The organism is Arthrobacter sp. 2RAF6 (genome assembly GCF_052115205.1).
GTDB lineage: Bacteria > Actinomycetota > Actinomycetes > Actinomycetales > Micrococcaceae > Arthrobacter.
Map to the genome: position 1 here is coordinate 107492 of NZ_JBFRGF010000001.1, position 18592 is coordinate 126083.

Below are 18592 nucleotides of genomic sequence, written 5' to 3' on the forward strand. Positions count from 1 at the left end.
TTCACTTAAGATTGATAGCCAAAATGGATGATATTGAAGATGGTCAATCTGAGGGTGGACGAGCATGGACATCGAACACAAGCAACTGGTCCAACTGCTGCCATTGCTCCCGCTGCTGGCCGAGCTTGGCCGGACAGAACATGTCACGGAGACGGCCGAGCTGCTCGGAGTACCCCAATCGACGGTGAGTCGGGCGCTGGCCCGCGCAAGCGCCGTCGTCGGGACCGAACTCCTTATCCGTGAAGGCCGCGGCGTCCGCCTGACCCCGGCCGCGAAGACGCTGCTTCCCTACATCGAAGCGGCGCTCGCGGAATTCCAGGCGGGACTGGACGTGGTCCGCCACGAATCCGATGTTGTCCGCGGCCGAATCGGGGTGACCTTCCAGCACACTTTCGGCGAGGCCACCTTGCCGCTGCTCATGAGCGCGTTCCGGAGCCGGCACCCTTCCACGGCCTTCGAGCTCAGCCAGGGAGCGCGTGCCGCCTGCCTTGAATCGCTCATCGCGGGTGAGGCCGACTTCGCCTTGACGGCACCCGTGGCGGCTCCGGGCAGGGGCCTCGGCTCGGCGGCGCTGTACCGCGAGCCGTTGCGGCTGGTGGTCCATCACCGCCATCCGGTGGCCCGGCGGGCCAGTGCGCGGCTCGCCGAGCTCAAGCATGAGCCGTTCGTTTCGATGGGGCCCGGCTTCGGCCTGCGCTCGCTGACCGACGCGATCTTCCGGGACGCGGGCTTTCGCCCGAGGGTCGCTTTCGAGAGCCAGGACTCGCACACCATCCGCGGGCTCGTGTCCGCTGGACTGGGCTACAGCATCCTTCCGCCGGGAGGACTCGGGCCGGGACCTCAAGGGGTCCTCGATTCCACGGACCTGGGGTGGGTGGAGGTATCGCTCGACTCGGAACTCGCATACCGGGAGATAGGGATTGCCTGGCGTGAACGGCGCAAGGAACCCGACCCCGTAAGGCTTTTCCGCGAACTGGTGCTTTCCGAAGGGCCGGGCCTGCTCGCAGGACTTGTCAAAGCGCGATCCGGAACCCAATAGATCCACTCGGTCCGGAACCCAATAGGACCACCCATAGCCCCCGCGCTAGGCTTTTGGACGTGGAGACTGCAGAGAACACAAGCCCCCGGCCCGACGCAACGGTCATCGGACTCGACATCGGTGGCACGAAGACCCGCGGTGTCCGCTTCGAGGACGGCAAGCCGGTCCGCGACGAAAGCACGGGCAGCTCCAACGTCCAGAACGTGAGCCGGGAGACGGCGGCGAAGAATCTTGCCGAGCTCTTCGCCATGATCGGCGGCGGCGACGTGGACCGCGTCCTCGCCGGCGCAGGCGGAATCGACACCGACGCCGATGCCCGCGCCCTGGCCGAATTGATCGAACCCCATGTCCCGGGCGCACAGGTCACGGTGGTCCACGATTCCCGCCTGCTGTTGGCGGCAGGCCGGGCCAGCACGGGAGTGGCTGTCATCGCCGGGACCGGATCCGCGGCCTGGGGAAAGAACGCCGAGGGGGAGGAAGCCCGTGCCGGCGGCTGGGGCTTTCTCCTGGGTGATGAGGGCAGCGGTTACTGGCTGGGCAGGGAGGCAGTGCGTCACAGCCTCCGGCGGATGAACAAAGGGCTGGAACCAGATGGCCTCACAGCGGCCCTCCTGGAATCCTGCGGGGTGGACGACCCCAACAAGCTCATTGCCCTGTTCCATTCGGAGGACACCGACCGGCGGTACTGGGCCCAGCGCGCAAGCGCCGTCGTCGAGACCGCGCGCGAAGGGCTCGAGATCAGCTGCCAGCTGCTGGACCAGGCAGGACGGGATCTCGCGGAGCTGGCGGCGCAGGCCGTTCGCCAGCTTGGTCTCCCCGGGCCGGTGATTCTGGGCGGCGGCCTCGGCATGAACGTCGAGCCCCTGCAGTCCGCTTTCCGGGTGGGACTGGCCGCGCACGGGATCACCGATGTACGGGTCCTGGACCAGGAACCGGTTTTCGGTGTGCTGCGGATTGTTGCGGAGCTTCCCTAGCCGCACACTGACTCATAGGCGACGCGCAAATGACCGGCGGACACGGAGAAAGACTGGCGACCCTCGGATACCGGTGTCCCGGGTCCGGCTGCGTGTCGCCAATCCTTTTGGGTGTCGCCAGCCTTAGTCAGTAGCCCTGTTCCGGGACCTCGGCTTGAGCTGGACGCCCGGCATGGGCGGTGCGGGGATGCGCCCGGCTTCGACTCCGGCATCGGGCCCGTGGCCATGGATCCAGCCGAACCGCGCGGTGCGGGCGTCCTCGTCACTCAGGAGAGCCTGGGCTTCCCAGTCTTCGCGGGCCTGCTCCACTTCCTCGTGCGTACGGCCCACGAAGTTCCACCACATCAGGATGTCCTCTTCGAAGGGTTCACCGCCTAGAAGCATGAAGCATGTTCCAGGAGCCGCCTCAAGGTGGAGCGATTCCCGGCCCATGCCGAGGAATGCCAAGGGGCCGGGGTCGACTTCCTGGCCGTCGATCACGGCGGTGCCGTCCAGGACCAGGACCGCATGCTCGAAGTCGGGGTTCAGCGGCAGCTCGATTGGGCCCGAGGCTGAGATTTCGACGCCGACAATCGGGCTGTACATGATGGCAGGCGAGCGCTGTCCGGCGAATTCGCCCACGAGCACCGTTGCCCTGAAACTGTCCGTGGCGACCACCGGCAGCTCGACGATCTGCTGGAACGACGGCGCCCGGTGCCTTACGGCGTCGGGTAAAGCAACCCACAACTGCAGGCCCCGGGACAGCGGCAGGAGCTGGCCGGCGTCGGGCGCGTCAGGGTGAACTCCCGCCGGCAGCACGCCGAACTCGGAATGCGAAATACCGCGGCCGGCCGTCATGATGTTCAACTGCCCGGGACGGACCACGACGTCGCTGCCTACGCTGTCGCGGTGCCGCACCTCGCCTTGGAGGGGCCACGTGACCGTCTGCAGTCCCATGTGCGGGTGGGGAAGAACGCTCATCGCGACGCGGTCCGGGCCGAAACTGTCCAGGAAGCACCAGGCTCCTACAGTCGGCATTCCGCGCTGGGGGAGGGTGCGGGAGACCGTCATGTTGCGGACACCGCCTAAGGGAACTTCGCGCGCCGGCCAAAGCTGAACAAAGGGTCCTCGCCCGGGGTGTCCGGCCGGGCAGGCTTCCTGCGACGGGGCCGTTTCCAAGTTGGTCACAATACAACTCCATGTGCTGAACAGTGTTCCCTCCAGCTTAGGCCTAGGCTGGCTCCATGAGCATGCAGTTCGACACCCGCCCGGCCGCGTACGGAGTGGTCATTCGCGACGGAGCAATCCTTCTCGCCTATTGGAAGCAAGACGGCAAAGAGGGCTGGACCCTTCCCGGGGGAGGCCTGGACCTGGGGGAACATCCCGTGGACGGTTGCCGCCGCGAGATCCAGGAGGAAACCGGGTACGACGCCGATATCGGAGCGATGCTCGGCATCGACGTCGGCCACTGGCCGGGTGAGGAGCGGCTGGACGGATCCGACCGCGATTTCCAGGCAATCCGGCTGGTGTACGAGGCAAGCATCACGGGCGGCGAATTGACCCACGAGATAGACGGCAGCACTACCCATGCCGCTTGGGTGCCGCTGGGCAAGGTTCCCGGACTGAACCGGGTGTCCCTGGTCGATGTCGGCCTCCGCCTGCACAGTGAGCGGCCCCTCAACGGAAAACTGCCGACGCCCTGAGGATTGCCGATTCATTACGGTCTTCGCGCCTGCGCTGACATCGTCGGTGGTGCTGGTTAGGCTGTAGAACAAAGCTCGCTGTTGATTGATTTCCATCGTTGATATTTGCGGCCCGAAAAGTTAGGTAAGCCCCGGAATGGCTGAAGCCATGATTGAGTTCCAGAGCGTCACCAAGCAGTATCAGGGCGGACAACCCGCTGTTGATGGATTGAGCATGTCCATCGACAAGGGTGCCATCACCGTATTCGTCGGACCCTCGGGCTGCGGAAAGACCACGTCCCTGCGGATGATCAACCGTATGGTAGAGCCGACATCGGGCACAATCACCGTTGCCGGCAAGGATGTTTCGAACGAACCCGCCGCCCAGTTGCGCCGCTCCATGGGCTACGTCATGCAGTCCTCGGGACTCATGCCGCACCGTTCGGTGCTGGACAACATTGCCACCGTTCCGCGGCTCAACGGCGTTTCCAGGGCGGCAGCCCGCAAACGCGCGGAAGAGCTGCTCGACGTCGTCGGGCTGGCTTCGGTGCTCGGCAAACGGTACCCGTCCCAATTGTCCGGCGGCCAGCAGCAGCGCGTCGGGGTAGCCCGCGCGCTCGCAGCGGACCCGCCCGTACTGCTCATGGATGAGCCCTTCAGCGCGGTGGACCCGGTTGTCCGCGACGAACTCCAGCAGGAACTCCTCCGGCTCCAGCGCGAACTGGCCAAGACCATTGTCTTCGTCACCCACGACATCGATGAAGCCACCGTGCTCGGCGACAAAGTGGCTGTCTTCGCCGTCGGCGGCAAACTGGCGCAATACGCAGCGCCCGAAGAGATCCTCCGGGCACCCGCCAATGACTTCGTAGCCTCGTTCGTGGGCCGCGACAGGGGATTCAGGCACCTTTCTTTCAACGGCGCCGATGCCGTTCCGGTGCATCCGGTCAAGACGGTGGACGCTCCGCACGTTGCGGGGGGCAGCAGCGAATGGGCTTTGGTGCTCGACGGCGACTCCCGGCCCATGGGATGGGCCTCGCCGCGCGACGGTGCCGGCCTGATTCCCGGAGGCTCCTTGTTCCGGCGCGGAGATACGCTCCGCCGAGCGCTGGACGCCGCTTTGTCCTCACCTTCGGGCCTAGGCGTGGTGGTGGACGATGCCGGCAGGCTCGCCGGTGTGCTCAAAGCCGATGAAGTGCTGGCGCTCATCGAGAAGACCCGGCACAACCGGGAGGACGCCCCCTGATGGAATGGTTCCTGGCGAACAGCGGCATGGTCTTCGAGCGGGCCGGCGAGCACCTTGTCCTGGCCTTGATTCCCATGGTTTTGGGTCTGCTGATTGCCGTGCCTTTGGGGCAACTGGCCCGGCGGAACCGTACCCTCCGGGCCGTGGTCACCACGGGAAGTTCCCTGCTGTACACCATTCCTTCCTTGGCGCTTTTCATCATTCTGCCGCCGATCCTCGGAACCCGGATCCTGGATCCGCTCAATGTCGTGGTTGCCCTCACCATGTATGCCGTCGCCTTGCTGGTGCGGGCTGCCATGGACGCCTTCGATTCCGTGGACGACGATCTCCGCATGGCGGCAGTCTCCATGGGGTTCAAACCGACCGCACGGTTCCTGCAAATCGACCTTCCGCTTTCCCTGCCTGTGCTTTTTGCGGGCCTGCGCGTGGTTTCCGTCAGCAATATCTCGCTCGTGAGCGTCGCCGCACTCCTAGGGGTCGGGAACTTGGGAATGCTGTTCACCGACGGTCTGCAGCGCTCGTTCGTCACTGAGGTGGTGGTCGGCATCATCGCGATTCTCCTCCTGGCCCTCATCATGGACACGTTCTTGGTCCTGTTGGAGAAGCTGCTGACGCCCTGGACCCGGGACGGTGCGGTTACCGCCAAGCAAGATGCCAAAGCCGGGGAGCTCATCGCAGATGCCCGGATGCACGCGGAGGCAAGCCGATGAGCAATATCTTCGTTGACACCCTCGCATGGCTCACGGATCCGGCTCATTGGTCAGGAAGCGGCGGAATCGCCACGAGGCTCCTGGAACACCTGCAGTACTCCGGGCTGGTCTTGGTGATTGCCGCGGCCATCGCCGTGCCGGTGGGCCTCTTCATCGGCCACACGGGACACGGACGCGTCGTTGCCGTGGCGTTCGCCGGCGCCTTGCGGGCCCTCCCCACCCTCGGCCTGCTTGTCCTCTTTGCGCTGTTGGCTGGGAGCGGCCTCATGCCTCCCGTCTGGGCACTGGTCATCTTGACGGTGCCGCCCCTCCTGGCCGGGACCTACGCGGGGATTTCCAGTGTGGATCCAACGGTTGTTGACGGTGCCCGGGCCATGGGCATGACAGAACTCCAGATCTTGTTCCGTGTGGAGCTGCCCAACGGGCTCCAGGTCATGTTCGGCGGCATCCGCACGGCGGTCCTCCAGGTCATCGCAACGGTTTCCGTGGTGGCGTACCTTCCGCTGGGAGGCTTGGGGCGTTATCTTTTTGACGGATTGGTCCTTCAGGACTTCCCCCGCATGCTCGGCGGGTCACTGCTCATCGCGGCGTTGGCAATCGCCGTCGACCTCATTCTGGCCATGGCGCAGAGGATCCTCCTCCCGCCCGGACTTTCCACCGATTCCAACGGCGGCCACAAGGCCGCCGGAGATCTCGCAGCCGCCGCACCAGCAGGGGCTGCCGTTCAAGGAGGTACCGCATGAAGCAACCCGTCACCCTGACCCGCCGCGGGCTCGGCGGCCTAGCGGCCGGCGTCGGCATTGCGCTTGCTCTGAGCGCATGTGGCGGCAGCCCGCTGTCCACACCGTCCACCAGCGCCCCCTCCGGGGCCGGCGGCTCGCTCACCGTGGGCTCGGCGGATTTCCCCGAGAGCCAGGTCATCGCCGAAATCTACGCCGGAGCACTGAACGCCGCCGGCGTCACCGCTACCACGAAGCCCAATATCGGATCCCGCGAAATCTACTTCAAGGCCGTGCAAGACGGTTCGATCGACCTCGCCCCCGACTATTCCGGCAACTTGCTGTCCTATCTGGATGCCAACGCCACGCAGGTCTCGGCTGACGACGTCTACAAGGCGCTGCCCGGAAAGCTTCCACAGGGCCTGGGAGTGCTCGACCCCGCCAAGGCTGAAGACAAGGACGCCATGGTTGTCACGAAGGCCACGGCGGAGAAGTACCAGCTTAAGTCCATCGACGACCTGGCCAAGGTCTGCGGGGACTTCACGATGGCGGCACCGGCAACCTTTGAGACCCGCGCCTATGGGTTCCCGGGCCTCAAAGCCAACTACAACTGCGTGCTCAAGGGCCTGAAGCCGTTTAGCGACGGCGGCGGTAACCTCACGCTGCAGGCCCTGCTCTCCAACGACGTCCAGGTTGCCGACATCTACACCACCACGCCGTCCATCCAGGACAACGCCCTGGTGGTCCTTGATGATCCCAAGAACAACTTCAAGGCCCAGCAGGTCCTCCCGCTGTACAACATGGCCAAGATGACGGACAAGGCGAAGGCAGCCCTCAACAACGTATCCAAGATCCTCACCACGGACGACCTCATCAACCTCAACCGGGCAGTCAGCGGCAACCAAAAGCAGAACCCCAAGGACGCTGCGGCCGCTTGGCTCAAGGACAAGGGGATCGTGAAGTAAGTCCCCACCGCCTCCCTCGCCTCGCTCCGCTCGTCCAGGGAACCCTCCCCGCTACCTCCCCAATCTCGCAAGCTCTATTGGGGCCCCTCGGTAGCGGGGGCCCAGGCGGCGGAGGCCCCTGCCAAGGCCGACGGCGGCGAGGAACCCTTTTGGGGGCCTCGCCGCCGTCGTCGTGAATGTGAGTGATGTCTCAACTGAAGTACATCCCCGGTGTGGCATATTTGATGAATGGCAGAATTCAAGCAGTCCACCAAGCTTCATAATGTCCTTTACGACATCCGTGGACCGATTCTTCAGGCCGCCCAGCAGATGGAGGCAGAGGGTCACCGCATCCTCAAACTGAATATCGGAAACCCGGCACCGTTCGGATTTGAAGCGCCGGACGCGATATTGGTGGACATGATCCGCCATCTGCCCCATGCCCAGGGATACAGCGATTCACGCGGAATTTTCTCGGCCCGCACCGCCGTCTCGCAGTACTACCAGACCCGCGGCATCCAAAACATCCACGTTGACGACATCTACCTTGGCAACGGCGTCAGCGAGCTCATCACGATGTCGCTCATGGCCTTGCTCGAAGTGGGAGACGAGATCCTCATCCCCACGCCCGACTACCCGCTCTGGACAGCCTCGGTGGCACTGGCTGGCGGACGTCCGGTCCACTATTTGTGCGACGAGGAATCGGGCTGGCAGCCGGACCTTGAGGACATGGAATCGAAGATCACGCCTCAAACCAAGGGCATCGTGGTCATCAACCCCAACAACCCCACGGGTGCCGTGTACCCGGAGGAGACCCTCAAGAAGATCGTGGCCCTGGCCGAAAAGCATGGCCTTGTGGTGTTCGCCGATGAGATCTACGAGAAGATCCTTTACGAAGACGCCGTCCACGTGAATCTTGCCGGACTCACCGGCGACGACGTGCTCTGCCTGACGTTTAGTGGATTGTCCAAGGCCTACCGGGTGTGTGGCTACCGCGCCGGGTGGATGGCCATCTCTGGACCCAAGAAGGACGCCGCAGACTACCTTGAAGGCATCAACCTGCTGGCCAACATGCGTCTGTGCGCCAATGTGCCGGCGCAGCATGCCATCCAGACCGCCCTCGGTGGCCATCAGAGCATCAACGATCTCATCCTGCCCGGCGGCAGGCTCCTTGAACAGCGGAACAAGGCCTACGATCTTCTCAACGCCATCCCCGGCGTAAGCACACAACAGGCCAGGGGTGCCCTCTATCTGTTCCCGAAGTTGGACCCCGAGGTCTATCACATCCGCGACGACGAGAAATTCGTGCTCGATCTTCTCAAGGAGCAAAAGATCCTCGTCTCACACGGACGGGCCTTCAACTGGGTGCGTCCTGACCACTTCCGCATGGTGACCCTGCCGAACGTCAAGGATATTGAAGAAGCGATTGGCCGCATGGCGGACTTCCTGGGACGGTACCAAGGCAACTAGCCTGTTGTGCAAGCCGCGACGAATGCGGTCGGACCAAAGGGGACGTCGAAATGGCCGGGACCAAGGAGTTCACCAAGCAGGTATCCACGATCTTGAAGGCCGGACCGGGATTCTCCCTGGACGCAGTAGATCCCGAATCGACGCCCGGCTACAAGGGGAAGAAGTCCGACGGCGTCGCTTTGCTGACAGCGCAGGACGGTCGTTTGGACGTCCTGCAAGAGATGCTCTTTGCTGAGGGAAAATTTGGCAGCTCCAAACGAGTGCTGTTGATCCTGCAAGCCATGGACACCGCGGGCAAAGGCGGGATTGTTGAGCACGTCGTCGGATCGATGGATCCCCAAGGTGTCAAGGTTGCTCCGTTCAAGGCTCCGACTGACGAGGAGAAAGCCCACGATTTCCTCTGGCGGATCGAGAAGGCCCTGCCCGACGCCGGATTCGTCGGGGTTTTTGACCGATCCCACTACGAGGACGTGCTGATACACCGCGTGCACGGTTGGGCTAATGAAGCTGAACTGGAACGGCGCTATGCCGCCATCAACGAGTTCGAGGCACGCCTCGCCGAACAAGGCACTGCGATCGTCAAGGTCATGCTCAACATCAGCCGCGATGAACAAAAAGCGCGACTGCTGGCACGATTGGATGACCCATCCAAGCACTGGAAGTACAACACGAGCGATCTCACGGAACGCGCGTTTTGGGATTCCTATATGGACGCCTATCGGCTGGTCTTCGAGAAGACCTCAACCGAGGTGGCGCCTTGGTATGTGGTTCCGGCGAACAAGAAGTGGTTTGCGAGGATCGCTGTCCAGGAGCTTCTACTCGAGGCCCTCGGGAAGCTGGACCTGAGCTGGCCGAAAGCCGACTTTGACGTGTCGGCGGAGCGGGCTCTGGCCGTCCAATCCTAGCCGGCCGTCGGGCTGTCCTCGCCGTTGCTTCGGGCCGCGGCCAGCCTCCTGCGGGCGCCCTCCAGCCACTCTTCGCAGCGCTTCGCCAAAGCCTCGCCGCGTTCCCAGAGGGCGAGTGATTCCTCAAGGCTTGCTCCGCCGGCTTCAAGGCGGCCAACCACGGCCATGAGCTGCTCGCGGGCTTCCTCATAGCTGAGAGCGTCCAGGTCCTCAGCGGATGCCTTGGCCGCAGGGGATGTGTTTTCTGCTGTCATTTCTTAGTCCTCATTTTGCTGGTGCTTGCTAGGTGGTCCGGCAGCTGCGGCGGCTCCGGAAGATACGGCGGCAAGGCGGCCTTCCGCCAACCGGAGGGTAAGCTCCGTACCGTCAGGGGCTTGGTCCGGGCTCCGGACGACGTCGTGGCCGACCCCGTCCGCTCCCGCAAGCTGGACCACGGCGTAGCCGCGGTCCAGTGTTTTTTGGGGAGACAATGCCCTTACCTGTGCGCGGAGGTGATGCACCTGGTCAAGTGCGCGGATAACTGCGGAACTTACCGCGGTGTGGGCATGTTTCCGGAGCCGTTCGACGTCCTCTTCCCGTGCGGTGACCATTCCCTCGGGGGAGGCCAGTACAGGGCGCGATCTCAGAGCGTGGAGTCGGTCCGTTTCGCGGTCCACGAGGCGTCCCACGCCGCGGCGCAGCTGCTCGCTGGCCTGGCGTACCCTTGCAAGTTCCTCGACGACATCAGGGACGATCCTCTTCGCGGCGTCGGTGGGCGTGGATGCGCGAAGGTCGGCGACATCGTCCAGGATGGGATGGTCGGCTTCATGGCCGATCGCGCTGACTACCGGGGTGGCCGCTGCGGATACTGCCCGGACGAGGTCTTCGTTGCTGAACGGAAGCAGATCTTCCAGGGCTCCGCCACCGCGGGCGATCACGATCACATCCACGTGCGGATCGGCGTCGAGTTCCTTAAGTGCAGCCAGGATCTGGCTGACCGCGGTGACACCCTGGACTGCAACTTCACGGACGGCGAATTCGACGGCGGGCCAGCGAAGGGCCGCGTTGCGCAGGACGTCTTTCTTGGCGTCGGAATCCCGGCCGGTGATGAGCCCGATTCGGTGGGGGAGCAGGGGCAGCCGTTTCTTCCTCGAGTCTGAAAACAGCCCCTCGGCGCCAAGGGCCTGGCGCAAGCGCTCGATTCTCGCGAGGAGATCGCCGAGGCCGACGGGACGGATGTCCTTGATCGACATGTTGAGCCGGCCGGTTTTGAGCCAGAATTCAGGTTTCACCAGGGCCACGACGCGTGAGCCCCGCTCCAGCGGCATCTTCTGGCGGTCCAGGACGTTTGACCACAGTGACGCGGGCAGGGAGATTTCGGCGTCGGTGTCCCGCAGCGTCAAGAAGGCGCTGCCGCCGCGACGGTTGAGTTCGATGACCTGGCCCTCGATCCACGCGGCCGGGGCCCGTTCTATGTGGGTCTTGAGCTTGCGGGACAGCAGCTGCAGCGGCCAGGGATTGTCGGGACTTGTCTCCGACGCCGTCGCGGGCAGGGTTGACTCTGCCTTCGTGGATTCTCCTCCGGAGGACTCTTCTTCCTGGGCTTCCGGGTTCGGGAATCCTGAAATCGGCAACGCCCGTGGCGCGCCGCCCGGGACAGCATCATGGGACACGCGGGTAGCCTCCTGCTGGTGGCTGGTGCATGGTTCCGTCCTCGCTGGTACTTTGCTAAGGGGGTGCCAGTAGCACCGCTGCTATCAGTGCTACTGGAATTTTGCTACCGAAAAGATTTTGCTACCGAAAAGACAGCGCTATCGAAAAGACGGTGGCAGGCTTCCAACTCTATCCATACCTTGTAGCATGCATGACCGACATTTACTCGTCGTCGCCCCGCCTGGAATTGCTGTACTCCAAACTTGAGGAATCCATTGCGTACGTTCGTCTCTGCAATCGCAGTGATCTTTGCCCTTCTGCTCACAGGAATCGCCATCCCTATGGCATGGACGGACGCCAACATCGTCAGGGAAGACGGATTTGTGGCGCTCACCTCTTCGATCGGGAAGGACCAAGCGTTCCAGCAGCGCCTGGCGGCCACAGCCGTCGCAAGCCTGGAATCCAAAATCAATCTACCTGCGCCAGTGGAGCAACTTGGCGCCGCTTTCCTCAAGGATGCGGCCACCGCAATGTCCACGTGGCCCGAATACCCGCAAGCGTGGAATGAAACCGTACGCCGGAGCCACCAACTGAATTTCGCAGGCAACGCCGGCCCCGGGAACTCGACCGCTGGGACGTCCTTGGTGCTCGACGTCGGCCCCTTGGTCAAGCTCGCCGCCGACCGGCTCCATGCGGCAACCGGCCTCCCCCTTGCGACGCCGGACTCCACCTTGATCAACATCGGCGGCCCCGCCCAGCGCCAGCAGGTAGACGCCATAGCCGCGTACGCGCCGATGTGGTGGATTCCAGGCCTCGGCGCCGTCCTGCTGTTTGTCCTGGGGTTGCTTGCCGCGAAACGCAGGGGCGTGCTTCTCTTGTTCACCGGACTGGGCTTGGCCGCAGTCGCAGCGCTATGGCAAGTGGCTACGACGGTGCTGAAGGGCGCAGGCAATGCGGGCTTGGGCGGAACCGCCACAGGCGGCCTTTTCGCGCGGGAGTTGGTGGCGGCGTCGGTCGACAATTTCACCGGCTGGATCACCAACGCCTGGATTGCCGCGGGAGTGCTTGCGCTTCTTGGCCTGCTCAGCGTGATCTTCTCGCGCAGAGCCAGGCCGAGCGTGCGGTCGAACGCTGCCGGTAGCATGGAGGGATGACCAGCTCAGCAGTTTCCATTCCGATGCCCTCTGTCCCGCGTAGGCGTCGGACGCCGGACGAGGTGCTGGCCGCCGCTCCGGTTTCCGGCGCCAAGCGCGTCTTGCTCGCGGCCCCCCGCGGATACTGCGCAGGCGTCGACCGCGCAGTCATCGCAGTGGAGAAGGCACTGGAACACTATGGGCCGCCGGTATACGTCCGTAAGCAGATCGTGCATAACGTACACGTGGTCACCTCGCTGGAGGAGAAGGGTGCCATCTTCGTCGAAGAGACGGACGAGGTACCTGAAGGCGCCCTCGTGATCTTCTCCGCCCATGGAGTGTCCCCGGCTGTCGTGCAGTCTGCCGAAGACCGCGGTCTGCGCACCATCGATGCCACGTGCCCGCTCGTCACGAAGGTGCATCGCGAAGCCGTACGCTTCGCCAAGGAAGACTACGACATTCTCCTCATCGGACATGACGGTCACGAGGAAGTGGAAGGCACAGCTGGCGAAGCCCCGGACCACATCCAGATCATCAATGGTCCGCACGAAGTGGACAAGGTCACGGTGCGCAATCCGGAGAAGACCATCTGGCTTTCGCAGACCACCCTGAGCGTCGACGAGACCATGGAAACCGTCCGGATGCTTAAGGAGCGCTTCCCCACGTTGCAGGATCCGCCCAGCGACGACATTTGCTATGCCACCACCAACCGCCAAGTGGCCATCAAGAAGATTGCCCCGCAGGCGGACCTCGTGATCGTGGTGGGATCGGCGAATTCCTCCAACTCCGTGCGGCTCGTCGAAGTGGCGCTTGAGTATGGCGCCAAGGCCTCCTACCGGGTTGATTTCGCGAACGAGGTCGACGAGAGCTGGTTCGAGGGCGTTGCCACCGTGGGCGTCACCTCCGGCGCCTCCGTTCCCGAGGTCCTGGTCCAGGATGTTCTTCGTTTGCTGGCCGACTACGGCTACGGTGCGGTTGAAGAGGTAGTGACGGCGGAGGAAGACCTGCTGTTCTCCCTGCCGAAGGAACTGCGCGCCACCCTCAAAGAGGCCGGAGACGTCACACGCGCCTTGGGCGGACGCGGGAACCGCCCAACCTCGTAGTCCGGTCCTAGGCCGCGGATTCTCCTTCGATCAGTTCGGGGGCGGCAAGGGTCCGCGGTACTGCTTCCACTGCGGACGGTGAAACCAGGCCGTCGGTGTCCATGGAATTGAGTTTCCGTGCCGTCGGCAAGACACGTGCCTCGAGCGTTCCGACGAGTGCGTTGTAGCGGTCCACCGAGGTCTTCAGGGACGAACCCAACTTGCCCACGTTGTCACCGAGAGTCCCCATGCGTTCGTACAACTGCCGGGCGAGCTCGAAGAGCTCCCGGGCGTTGTCCGTCAAGACGTCCTGGCGCCAGGTGAAGGCGACGGACTTAAGTACTGCCAGCAAGGTGCCTGGGGACGCGAGCACTACGTTCCGGGACAAGGCGTGATCCAAGAGCGCGGGGTCCGCCTCGAGTGCGGCGGCCAGGATGGATTCCGCCGGCAGGAAGCAGATCACCAGCTCGGGGGAGTTGCCGGGGATGTCCCAGTACTTCTTGGACCCGAGGGCATCCACGTGGGACTTGAGGGCCTTCGCATGTGCGAGCAGCAAAGCGTCCGCGCCATTGCCTACCGACAGCGCGCCGTTCCCAGCCAGATGCCTGGTGTTGCCCTCTTCCTGGGCAGCGAGGTAGGACGCCAACGGGACCTTTGCGTCCACTACCAGCTGCTTTCCACCCGGCAACTGGACAACGAGGTCCGGCCGGATGGCGTTGTCGACGGAAGCAGAATGTACCTGCTCGTGAAAATCGACGTGACGCAGCATACCGGCGGCTTCCACTACCCGGCGCAGCTGGACTTCACCCCACTGGCCCCTGGCGCTGTTGGATCGAAGGGCCGAGGCCAGGGCGTGGGTGGAGCGCAGGAGCTGTTCATCGGACAGCCGCGCTTCCTGGAGCTGCTGGGCAAGCTGGCCGTACTGCTCCAAACGATCCCGTTCCAGAAGGGAGACCTGTTGCTGGACGGCGGTCAGCTTCTCGGCAACAGGAGCGAGCGCGCGCAGCACACTGCCATCCTGGTTCCTGGACTCGTTCAGTTCACGGTTCTGTGACAACAGAAGCCGCCGTTCGGCGTCGGCGGCGGCAAACTGGGCGTTCACCGCGGCAAGCCGGGCCGAGACGCCGTCGAAATCTTCTTCAAGCGCGGCGGTGCGGCGCCGAAACAGGAGGAAGCCAGCCACCACCCCGGCGGCCGCTCCGAGAAGAAGCATGAACAAAGCGAGTATTACTGCAAATCCATCCATGTCTCCAACCTTGGCATAGGGGTCGGACAATATGGCGAAGCCGGCTCACGGCACCCGGCCGTGGGGTCCTGGGCGCTCCCCGCAAAGCGGAGAAGGGCACTCAGCGGGTAGAATCAATGCTCGTGGCTCTTACTATTGGCATCGTCGGACTGCCCAACGTCGGCAAATCAACTCTTTTCAACGCACTGACCCGCAACCAGGTGCTGGCCGCGAACTACCCGTTCGCCACCATCGAGCCAAACGTCGGCGTCGTCAACCTCCCGGACCCGCGCCTGCAGAAGTTGGCGGAGGTCTTCGGATCGCAGCGACTCCTGCCCGCCGTCGTCTCGTTCGTTGACATCGCCGGAATCGTCAAGGGCGCCTCCGAAGGCGAAGGCCTGGGCAACAAGTTCCTCGCGAACATCCGCGAAGCAGAAGCCATCGCCCAAGTCATCCGCGTCTTCGATGACCCCGATGTTGTCCACGTCGATGGCAAAGTCGATCCGCGCTCGGACATTGAGACGATCAACACCGAACTGATCCTGGCCGATCTCCAGACGATCGAAAAGGCTATTCCCCGGATCGAAAAAGAAGTCAAGATCAAGAAGCGTGAAGCCGCGGAACTCGCAGCAATCCTGGCCGCCCAGGCCGTCTTGGAACGTGGCGACACGATCTTCTCCTCCGTTAAGAGCGACAAGCTGGAGATGGAGCACCTCAAGGAGCTCAGCCTCCTCACGGCCAAGCCCTTCATTTACGTTTTCAATTCGGACGAAGGCATCCTGGGCAGTCCGGAAAAGCAAGAGGAACTGCGCGCCATGGTGGCGCCGGCGGACTGCATTTTCCTTGACGCCAAGCTGGAATCCGATCTCGTCGAACTCGACGAGGAAGAAGCCCGCGAAATGCTCGAGATGAATGGCCAGGACGAATCCGGCCTCGACCAGCTCGCACGCGTCGGTTTCCATACGCTCGGACTGCAGACCTACCTCACTGCCGGTCCCAAGGAAGCCCGTGCCTGGACCATCCACCGAGGCGACACCGCGCCCCAGGCCGCAGGAGTCATCCACACGGATTTCCAGCGCGGATTCATCAAGGCCGAAGTTGTCTCCTTCGATGACCTCATCGACGCCGGATCCATGGCCGAGGCCAAGTCCCGCGGCAAGGTCCGTATTGAAGGCAAGGAATACGTCATGGCCGACGGCGACGTGGTCGAGTTCCGCTTCAACGTGTAGCCGCGTTCCGCTACGGAATTACCTCTGCGGCGCAGGGTAAGAAGTGAATGTGATGGTCAAGGGAAGCTCAGAATCCCTCCACAATTTCTTGCCCCTGCGGCCATGCGTGAGCGGTTGCTGAGGTCACATCGGACCTGTTGACGGTCGCGTTCGTGGACGTCACCCCTCATGTCAGTGCCCGCTGATCAACTGCGCTCCCGGAACCTCTCCTCGAGTGCTATCATCATTGATATCAGTTGAGGAGGTGGTTCCGATGGCATCCGTAGTCGTCCGAGGGCTCGACGAGTCCGTAAAGAAGCAACTCGCCGCTCAGGCGAAGGAGCATGGCCGCTCCATGGAGGCCGAGGCCCGCGATATCCTCACGAAGGCCACGCGCAGACCCAACATCGGCCTGGCGCTTATGCAGGCGGCGCAGGAGATCGGCGGGATCGACGATCTCGTCGTCCCCGAACGCACCGACGTCGCGCGGGCGGTGGACTTCGGGTGATCGTCCTCGACACGAACGTCATCTCTGAGGTCTTCCGACCCCGCCCGGACGCCCGCGTCGTGGCGTGGCTGGAGGCTCTCGCCGGCGACGTCGCGATCACGGCCGTCACGCTCGCCGAGCTCCTAGCCGGCGTGCATCGTCTCTCGGACGGCAAGCGCAAGTCGGCGCTGGCGGGGAGGATCGACGCCGCGCTGCAACCCTACCGGGAGACCCAGGCGATACTGGCGTTCGACGACGAGGCCGCCGATTACTACGCAGACGTTGTGGTCGCCCGCGAGCGGGCAGGGATGCCGATCAGCAGTGCCGACGCCCAGATCGCCGCTATCTGCCGGGCCCGCAGAGCCTCCTGCGCGACCCGGAACACCAAGGACTTCGCGCAGGTTGGGATCGAGTTGATCGACCCCTGGAGCGGCTGACCGACGAGCCGGGCTGGTCCCGAGACGGTCCGCACCCTGATTAAGCTCGGAGAAGAGCCGAACGCAAACGTTTCTCACCGCGGCGATGTGGTCGAGTCCCGCTTCAAAGTCTAGTTCCGCTTGGATGTGAGCATAGTCGAGTGAAGGCACGAAGTGAGTCGGGACGACTTCTTCCTCTTCATCGGCTCTTCGGACCGTGAATCTGACCATGGAAACGCCCTCGGCGTTTCACAGGTACGACAGCGTCGATGACTGGCCGGTACCGGGCCATGATGGGAGCGGCTAGCTCCGTAGATACTTTAAGATCCATGCCATCAACGTCACACAGCCCGCGAAGCCCGTAGCTGTAATTCCCTTAGAACAGCGGCCAGGGCACCGCCGACATCTCACCGCTCGGAGCCGGAAACCGCCCTGCCAAGCGCAACCGGGCGCAGCGCGCGGCGAGCGATGCGATTTCTTCGGCGCTGAGCAAGTCCGCCAGGCTTCGGCCCAGCTCACTGCGCAGTCCTTCACTGACACGATCGATGCCCTCGCGTTCCTCGGCGGTCAGAGGGTCTCCCAACCATCCCCACAGCACCGTGCGCAGCTTGTGGTCACGGTGAAAGGTGAGCCCATGGTCCACGCCGTGCCGGTGTCCGTCCGGCATGGCGAGAATGTGGTCGCCCTTGCGGTCGGCGTTGTTGACGACCGTGTCGAACACCGCCATGCGCCTGAGCGCTGGCGAGTCTTCGTGAACGAGGGTGACCATGCGTCCGTTCTCATCCCGTCCCTCGAGAACGTGTTTCCAGCCCGTCTCCGGCATGTGGTCCGTCGCGACCAGATCTACGGCGTTTTGGGCGGGGTCTTGGTCCTGCCAGAGCTGCACCATTCCTTCGCCCATCGGACCATCGCGCAGCCAGGTTTGCGGCACGATGTCCCAGCCGAAGGCCCGTGAGACCAAGTACGCGGCCACCTCCCGGTGAGCCAGGGTGCCGTGGGGAAAGTCCCACAGCGGAGTTTCGCCGGCTATCGGCTTGTAGACGACGACCACGTCGCCGATGCTGCCTAGAAATGTGGCGTTTGAAGCCGTCGTGATGCGGCCGGTGAGCTTCAACTCGGCGGTCACCAGGTCCGGCGCTGGCATCAGACCTCGGGAAGGGTGCAGATGTGCCCGTCGGCGTCGATGGGGTACCCACAGAGCGGGCACGTCGGACGCCCGGCGCCCACGATCTCACGGGTGCGCTTGGCGAAGGCGCGGGCGGTGCCGACCGGCATGCGGACCAGCAGCATTTCGGTCTCGTTAGCGCCGTCGTCATCGTTGGCATTGGCATTGGCATTGGCATTGGCATTGGCATCGGCATCGGCATCGGCATCGGTGATGGGGAAGGCCTCTAGTACGATCTGGGCCGTGGTTGGGTCCCACCCTAAGCTCATGGCGCCGGTGCGGAACTGCTCCTGAACGGCCTCGAGCTGGTCATTGTCGACAAGTTCAATGGGCGTACCCGTGGGGACGCTGAAGGGGTTGCCCTCCACAGCGATGAGCTGGTCGAGAATTTCGTCGATCTTCTCCGCGAGCAGAGCCGACTGCTCTTTCTCCAGGGCCACACTCACGATCTGCGTCGCTGCGCGCACCTGCAGGTAGAATGTGCGCGCCCCCGGAAGGCCAATGGTGCCGACGACGACCCGATCAGGCCAGGCAAACTCGTGAACACGTGTAGGCATGTCAGTATTCTAGGCACATGAG

General features: G+C 63.6%; 20 protein-coding genes. 14 read left to right on the forward strand and 6 right to left on the reverse strand.

The genetic code is table 11. The features are described 5' to 3' along the window. Positions 1-64 precede the first annotated feature (64 nt). Positions 65-1039, forward strand: a complete 975-nt coding sequence (locus AB4Z38_RS00540; protein ID WP_441427907.1) for a LysR substrate-binding domain-containing protein — start codon at positions 65-67, stop codon at positions 1037-1039. Positions 1040-1098: 59 nt separating this feature from the next. After that, positions 1099-2013, forward strand: coding sequence for an N-acetylglucosamine kinase (locus tag AB4Z38_RS00545; protein ID WP_441427908.1), 915 nt, complete (start codon positions 1099-1101; stop codon positions 2011-2013). Between the two features lie 123 nt (positions 2014-2136). Here the strand turns inward: AB4Z38_RS00545 and AB4Z38_RS00550 are convergent, their stop codons facing one another. After that, positions 2137-3180 (reverse strand): pirin family protein, encoded by a 1044-nt coding sequence (locus AB4Z38_RS00550; RefSeq protein ID WP_441427909.1) that lies wholly within the window; start codon positions 3178-3180, stop codon positions 2137-2139. Positions 3181-3236: 56 nt separating this feature from the next. On the opposite strand from AB4Z38_RS00550, the gene AB4Z38_RS00555 reads away from it, so the two are divergent. The 7 genes from AB4Z38_RS00555 (at position 3237) to AB4Z38_RS00585 (ending at position 9665) form a co-directional block, all read left to right on the forward strand. Continuing rightward, positions 3237-3695, forward strand: a complete 459-nt coding sequence (locus tag AB4Z38_RS00555) for an NUDIX hydrolase (RefSeq protein WP_441427910.1) — start codon at positions 3237-3239, stop codon at positions 3693-3695. Between the two features lie 136 nt (positions 3696-3831). Then, positions 3832-4917, forward strand: coding sequence for an ABC transporter ATP-binding protein (locus tag AB4Z38_RS00560; RefSeq protein WP_441427911.1), 1086 nt, complete (start codon positions 3832-3834; stop codon positions 4915-4917). Next, a complete protein-coding gene (locus AB4Z38_RS00565; protein WP_441427912.1) occupies positions 4917-5627 on the forward strand; it encodes an ABC transporter permease in 711 nt (236 codons plus the stop codon). Before AB4Z38_RS00560 ends, AB4Z38_RS00565 begins: the two co-directional genes overlap by 1 nt. Beyond that, positions 5624-6370, forward strand: coding sequence for an ABC transporter permease (locus AB4Z38_RS00570; protein ID WP_284980724.1), 747 nt, complete (start codon positions 5624-5626; stop codon positions 6368-6370). Before AB4Z38_RS00565 ends, AB4Z38_RS00570 begins: the two co-directional genes overlap by 4 nt. Then, positions 6367-7311: an ABC transporter substrate-binding protein gene (locus AB4Z38_RS00575; RefSeq protein ID WP_441427913.1), complete on the forward strand. Its 945-nt coding sequence runs from the start codon at positions 6367-6369 to the stop codon at positions 7309-7311. Before AB4Z38_RS00570 ends, AB4Z38_RS00575 begins: the two co-directional genes overlap by 4 nt. A 228-nt stretch (positions 7312-7539) precedes the next feature. Continuing rightward, positions 7540-8760, forward strand: a complete 1221-nt coding sequence (locus AB4Z38_RS00580) for a pyridoxal phosphate-dependent aminotransferase (protein WP_059387460.1) — start codon at positions 7540-7542, stop codon at positions 8758-8760. 50 nt (positions 8761-8810) lie between these two features. After that, positions 8811-9665, forward strand: a complete 855-nt coding sequence (locus AB4Z38_RS00585) for a polyphosphate kinase 2 family protein (RefSeq protein ID WP_441427914.1) — start codon at positions 8811-8813, stop codon at positions 9663-9665. On the opposite strand, the gene AB4Z38_RS00590 is transcribed toward AB4Z38_RS00585, so the two are convergent. Beyond that, positions 9662-9919: an exodeoxyribonuclease VII small subunit gene (locus AB4Z38_RS00590; RefSeq protein WP_441427915.1), complete on the reverse strand. Its 258-nt coding sequence runs from the start codon at positions 9917-9919 to the stop codon at positions 9662-9664. The genes AB4Z38_RS00585 and AB4Z38_RS00590 overlap by 4 nt on opposite strands. A gap of 3 nt (positions 9920-9922) precedes the next feature. Next, positions 9923-11197 (reverse strand): exodeoxyribonuclease VII large subunit, encoded by a 1275-nt coding sequence (gene xseA / locus AB4Z38_RS00595; protein ID WP_441428061.1) that lies wholly within the window; start codon positions 11195-11197, stop codon positions 9923-9925. Positions 11198-11572: 375 nt separating this feature from the next. Between xseA and AB4Z38_RS00600 the strand changes: the two genes are divergently transcribed. Both AB4Z38_RS00600 and AB4Z38_RS00605 read left to right on the forward strand, forming a co-directional pair. Next, positions 11573-12451: a hypothetical protein gene (locus AB4Z38_RS00600; RefSeq protein WP_441427916.1), complete on the forward strand. Its 879-nt coding sequence runs from the start codon at positions 11573-11575 to the stop codon at positions 12449-12451. Beyond that, positions 12448-13533 carry a 4-hydroxy-3-methylbut-2-enyl diphosphate reductase gene (locus AB4Z38_RS00605; protein ID WP_441427917.1) on the forward strand — a complete coding sequence of 362 codons (1086 nt, stop codon included), beginning with the start codon at positions 12448-12450 and terminating at the stop codon, positions 13531-13533. The genes AB4Z38_RS00600 and AB4Z38_RS00605 overlap by 4 nt, the downstream gene beginning before the upstream one ends. 7 nt (positions 13534-13540) lie before the next feature. On the opposite strand, the gene AB4Z38_RS00610 is transcribed toward AB4Z38_RS00605, so the two are convergent. Then, a complete protein-coding gene (locus tag AB4Z38_RS00610) occupies positions 13541-14758 on the reverse strand; it encodes a DNA recombination protein RmuC (RefSeq protein WP_441427918.1) in 1218 nt (405 codons plus the stop codon). 122 nt (positions 14759-14880) lie between these two features. Here AB4Z38_RS00610 and ychF point away from each other — a divergent pair, with 122 nt between their 5' ends. The 3 genes from ychF (at position 14881) to AB4Z38_RS00625 (ending at position 16869) form a co-directional block, all read left to right on the forward strand. Continuing rightward, positions 14881-15966 (forward strand): redox-regulated ATPase YchF, encoded by a 1086-nt coding sequence (gene ychF, locus AB4Z38_RS00615; protein WP_441427919.1) that lies wholly within the window; start codon positions 14881-14883, stop codon positions 15964-15966. A gap of 253 nt (positions 15967-16219) precedes the next feature. Next, positions 16220-16453, forward strand: coding sequence for a FitA-like ribbon-helix-helix domain-containing protein (locus AB4Z38_RS00620; protein WP_441427920.1), 234 nt, complete (start codon positions 16220-16222; stop codon positions 16451-16453). Continuing rightward, positions 16450-16869 (forward strand): type II toxin-antitoxin system VapC family toxin, encoded by a 420-nt coding sequence (locus AB4Z38_RS00625; protein ID WP_441427921.1) that lies wholly within the window; start codon positions 16450-16452, stop codon positions 16867-16869. Before AB4Z38_RS00620 ends, AB4Z38_RS00625 begins: the two co-directional genes overlap by 4 nt. A gap of 355 nt (positions 16870-17224) precedes the next feature. Here AB4Z38_RS00625 and AB4Z38_RS00630 read toward each other — a convergent pair whose 3' ends face one another. Both AB4Z38_RS00630 and AB4Z38_RS00635 read right to left on the reverse strand, forming a co-directional pair. Beyond that, positions 17225-17992: an SCO1664 family protein gene (locus AB4Z38_RS00630; protein ID WP_441427922.1), complete on the reverse strand. Its 768-nt coding sequence runs from the start codon at positions 17990-17992 to the stop codon at positions 17225-17227. Then, positions 17992-18570, reverse strand: a complete 579-nt coding sequence (locus AB4Z38_RS00635) for a DUF3090 domain-containing protein (protein WP_441427923.1) — start codon at positions 18568-18570, stop codon at positions 17992-17994. Before AB4Z38_RS00635 ends, AB4Z38_RS00630 begins: the two co-directional genes overlap by 1 nt. Positions 18571-18592 lie beyond the last annotated feature (22 nt).

Excerpts from the sequence above, each read along its gene's own strand:
- AB4Z38_RS00635 (WP_441427923.1), bottom strand. The coding sequence starts at position 18,570 with ATGCCTACACGTGTTCACGAGTTTGCCTGGCCTGATCGGGTCGTCGTC.
- AB4Z38_RS00585 (WP_441427914.1), top strand. The coding sequence starts at position 8,811 with ATGGCCGGGACCAAGGAGTTCACCAAGCAGGTATCCACGATCTTGAAG.
- AB4Z38_RS00575 (WP_441427913.1), top strand. The coding sequence starts at position 6,367 with ATGAAGCAACCCGTCACCCTGACCCGCCGCGGGCTCGGCGGCCTAGCG.
- AB4Z38_RS00570 (WP_284980724.1), top strand. The coding sequence starts at position 5,624 with ATGAGCAATATCTTCGTTGACACCCTCGCATGGCTCACGGATCCGGCT.
- AB4Z38_RS00555 (WP_441427910.1), top strand. The coding sequence starts at position 3,237 with ATGAGCATGCAGTTCGACACCCGCCCGGCCGCGTACGGAGTGGTCATT.
- AB4Z38_RS00590 (WP_441427915.1), bottom strand. The coding sequence starts at position 9,919 with ATGACAGCAGAAAACACATCCCCTGCGGCCAAGGCATCCGCTGAGGAC.
- AB4Z38_RS00620 (WP_441427920.1), top strand. The coding sequence starts at position 16,220 with ATGGCATCCGTAGTCGTCCGAGGGCTCGACGAGTCCGTAAAGAAGCAA.
- AB4Z38_RS00580 (WP_059387460.1), top strand. The coding sequence starts at position 7,540 with ATGGCAGAATTCAAGCAGTCCACCAAGCTTCATAATGTCCTTTACGAC.
- AB4Z38_RS00560 (WP_441427911.1), top strand. The coding sequence starts at position 3,832 with ATGGCTGAAGCCATGATTGAGTTCCAGAGCGTCACCAAGCAGTATCAG.
- AB4Z38_RS00630 (WP_441427922.1), bottom strand. The coding sequence starts at position 17,992 with ATGCCAGCGCCGGACCTGGTGACCGCCGAGTTGAAGCTCACCGGCCGC.
- AB4Z38_RS00605 (WP_441427917.1), top strand. The coding sequence starts at position 12,448 with ATGACCAGCTCAGCAGTTTCCATTCCGATGCCCTCTGTCCCGCGTAGG.
- AB4Z38_RS00610 (WP_441427918.1), bottom strand. The coding sequence starts at position 14,758 with ATGGATGGATTTGCAGTAATACTCGCTTTGTTCATGCTTCTTCTCGGA.
- AB4Z38_RS00540 (WP_441427907.1), top strand. The coding sequence starts at position 65 with ATGGACATCGAACACAAGCAACTGGTCCAACTGCTGCCATTGCTCCCG.
- AB4Z38_RS00565 (WP_441427912.1), top strand. The coding sequence starts at position 4,917 with ATGGAATGGTTCCTGGCGAACAGCGGCATGGTCTTCGAGCGGGCCGGC.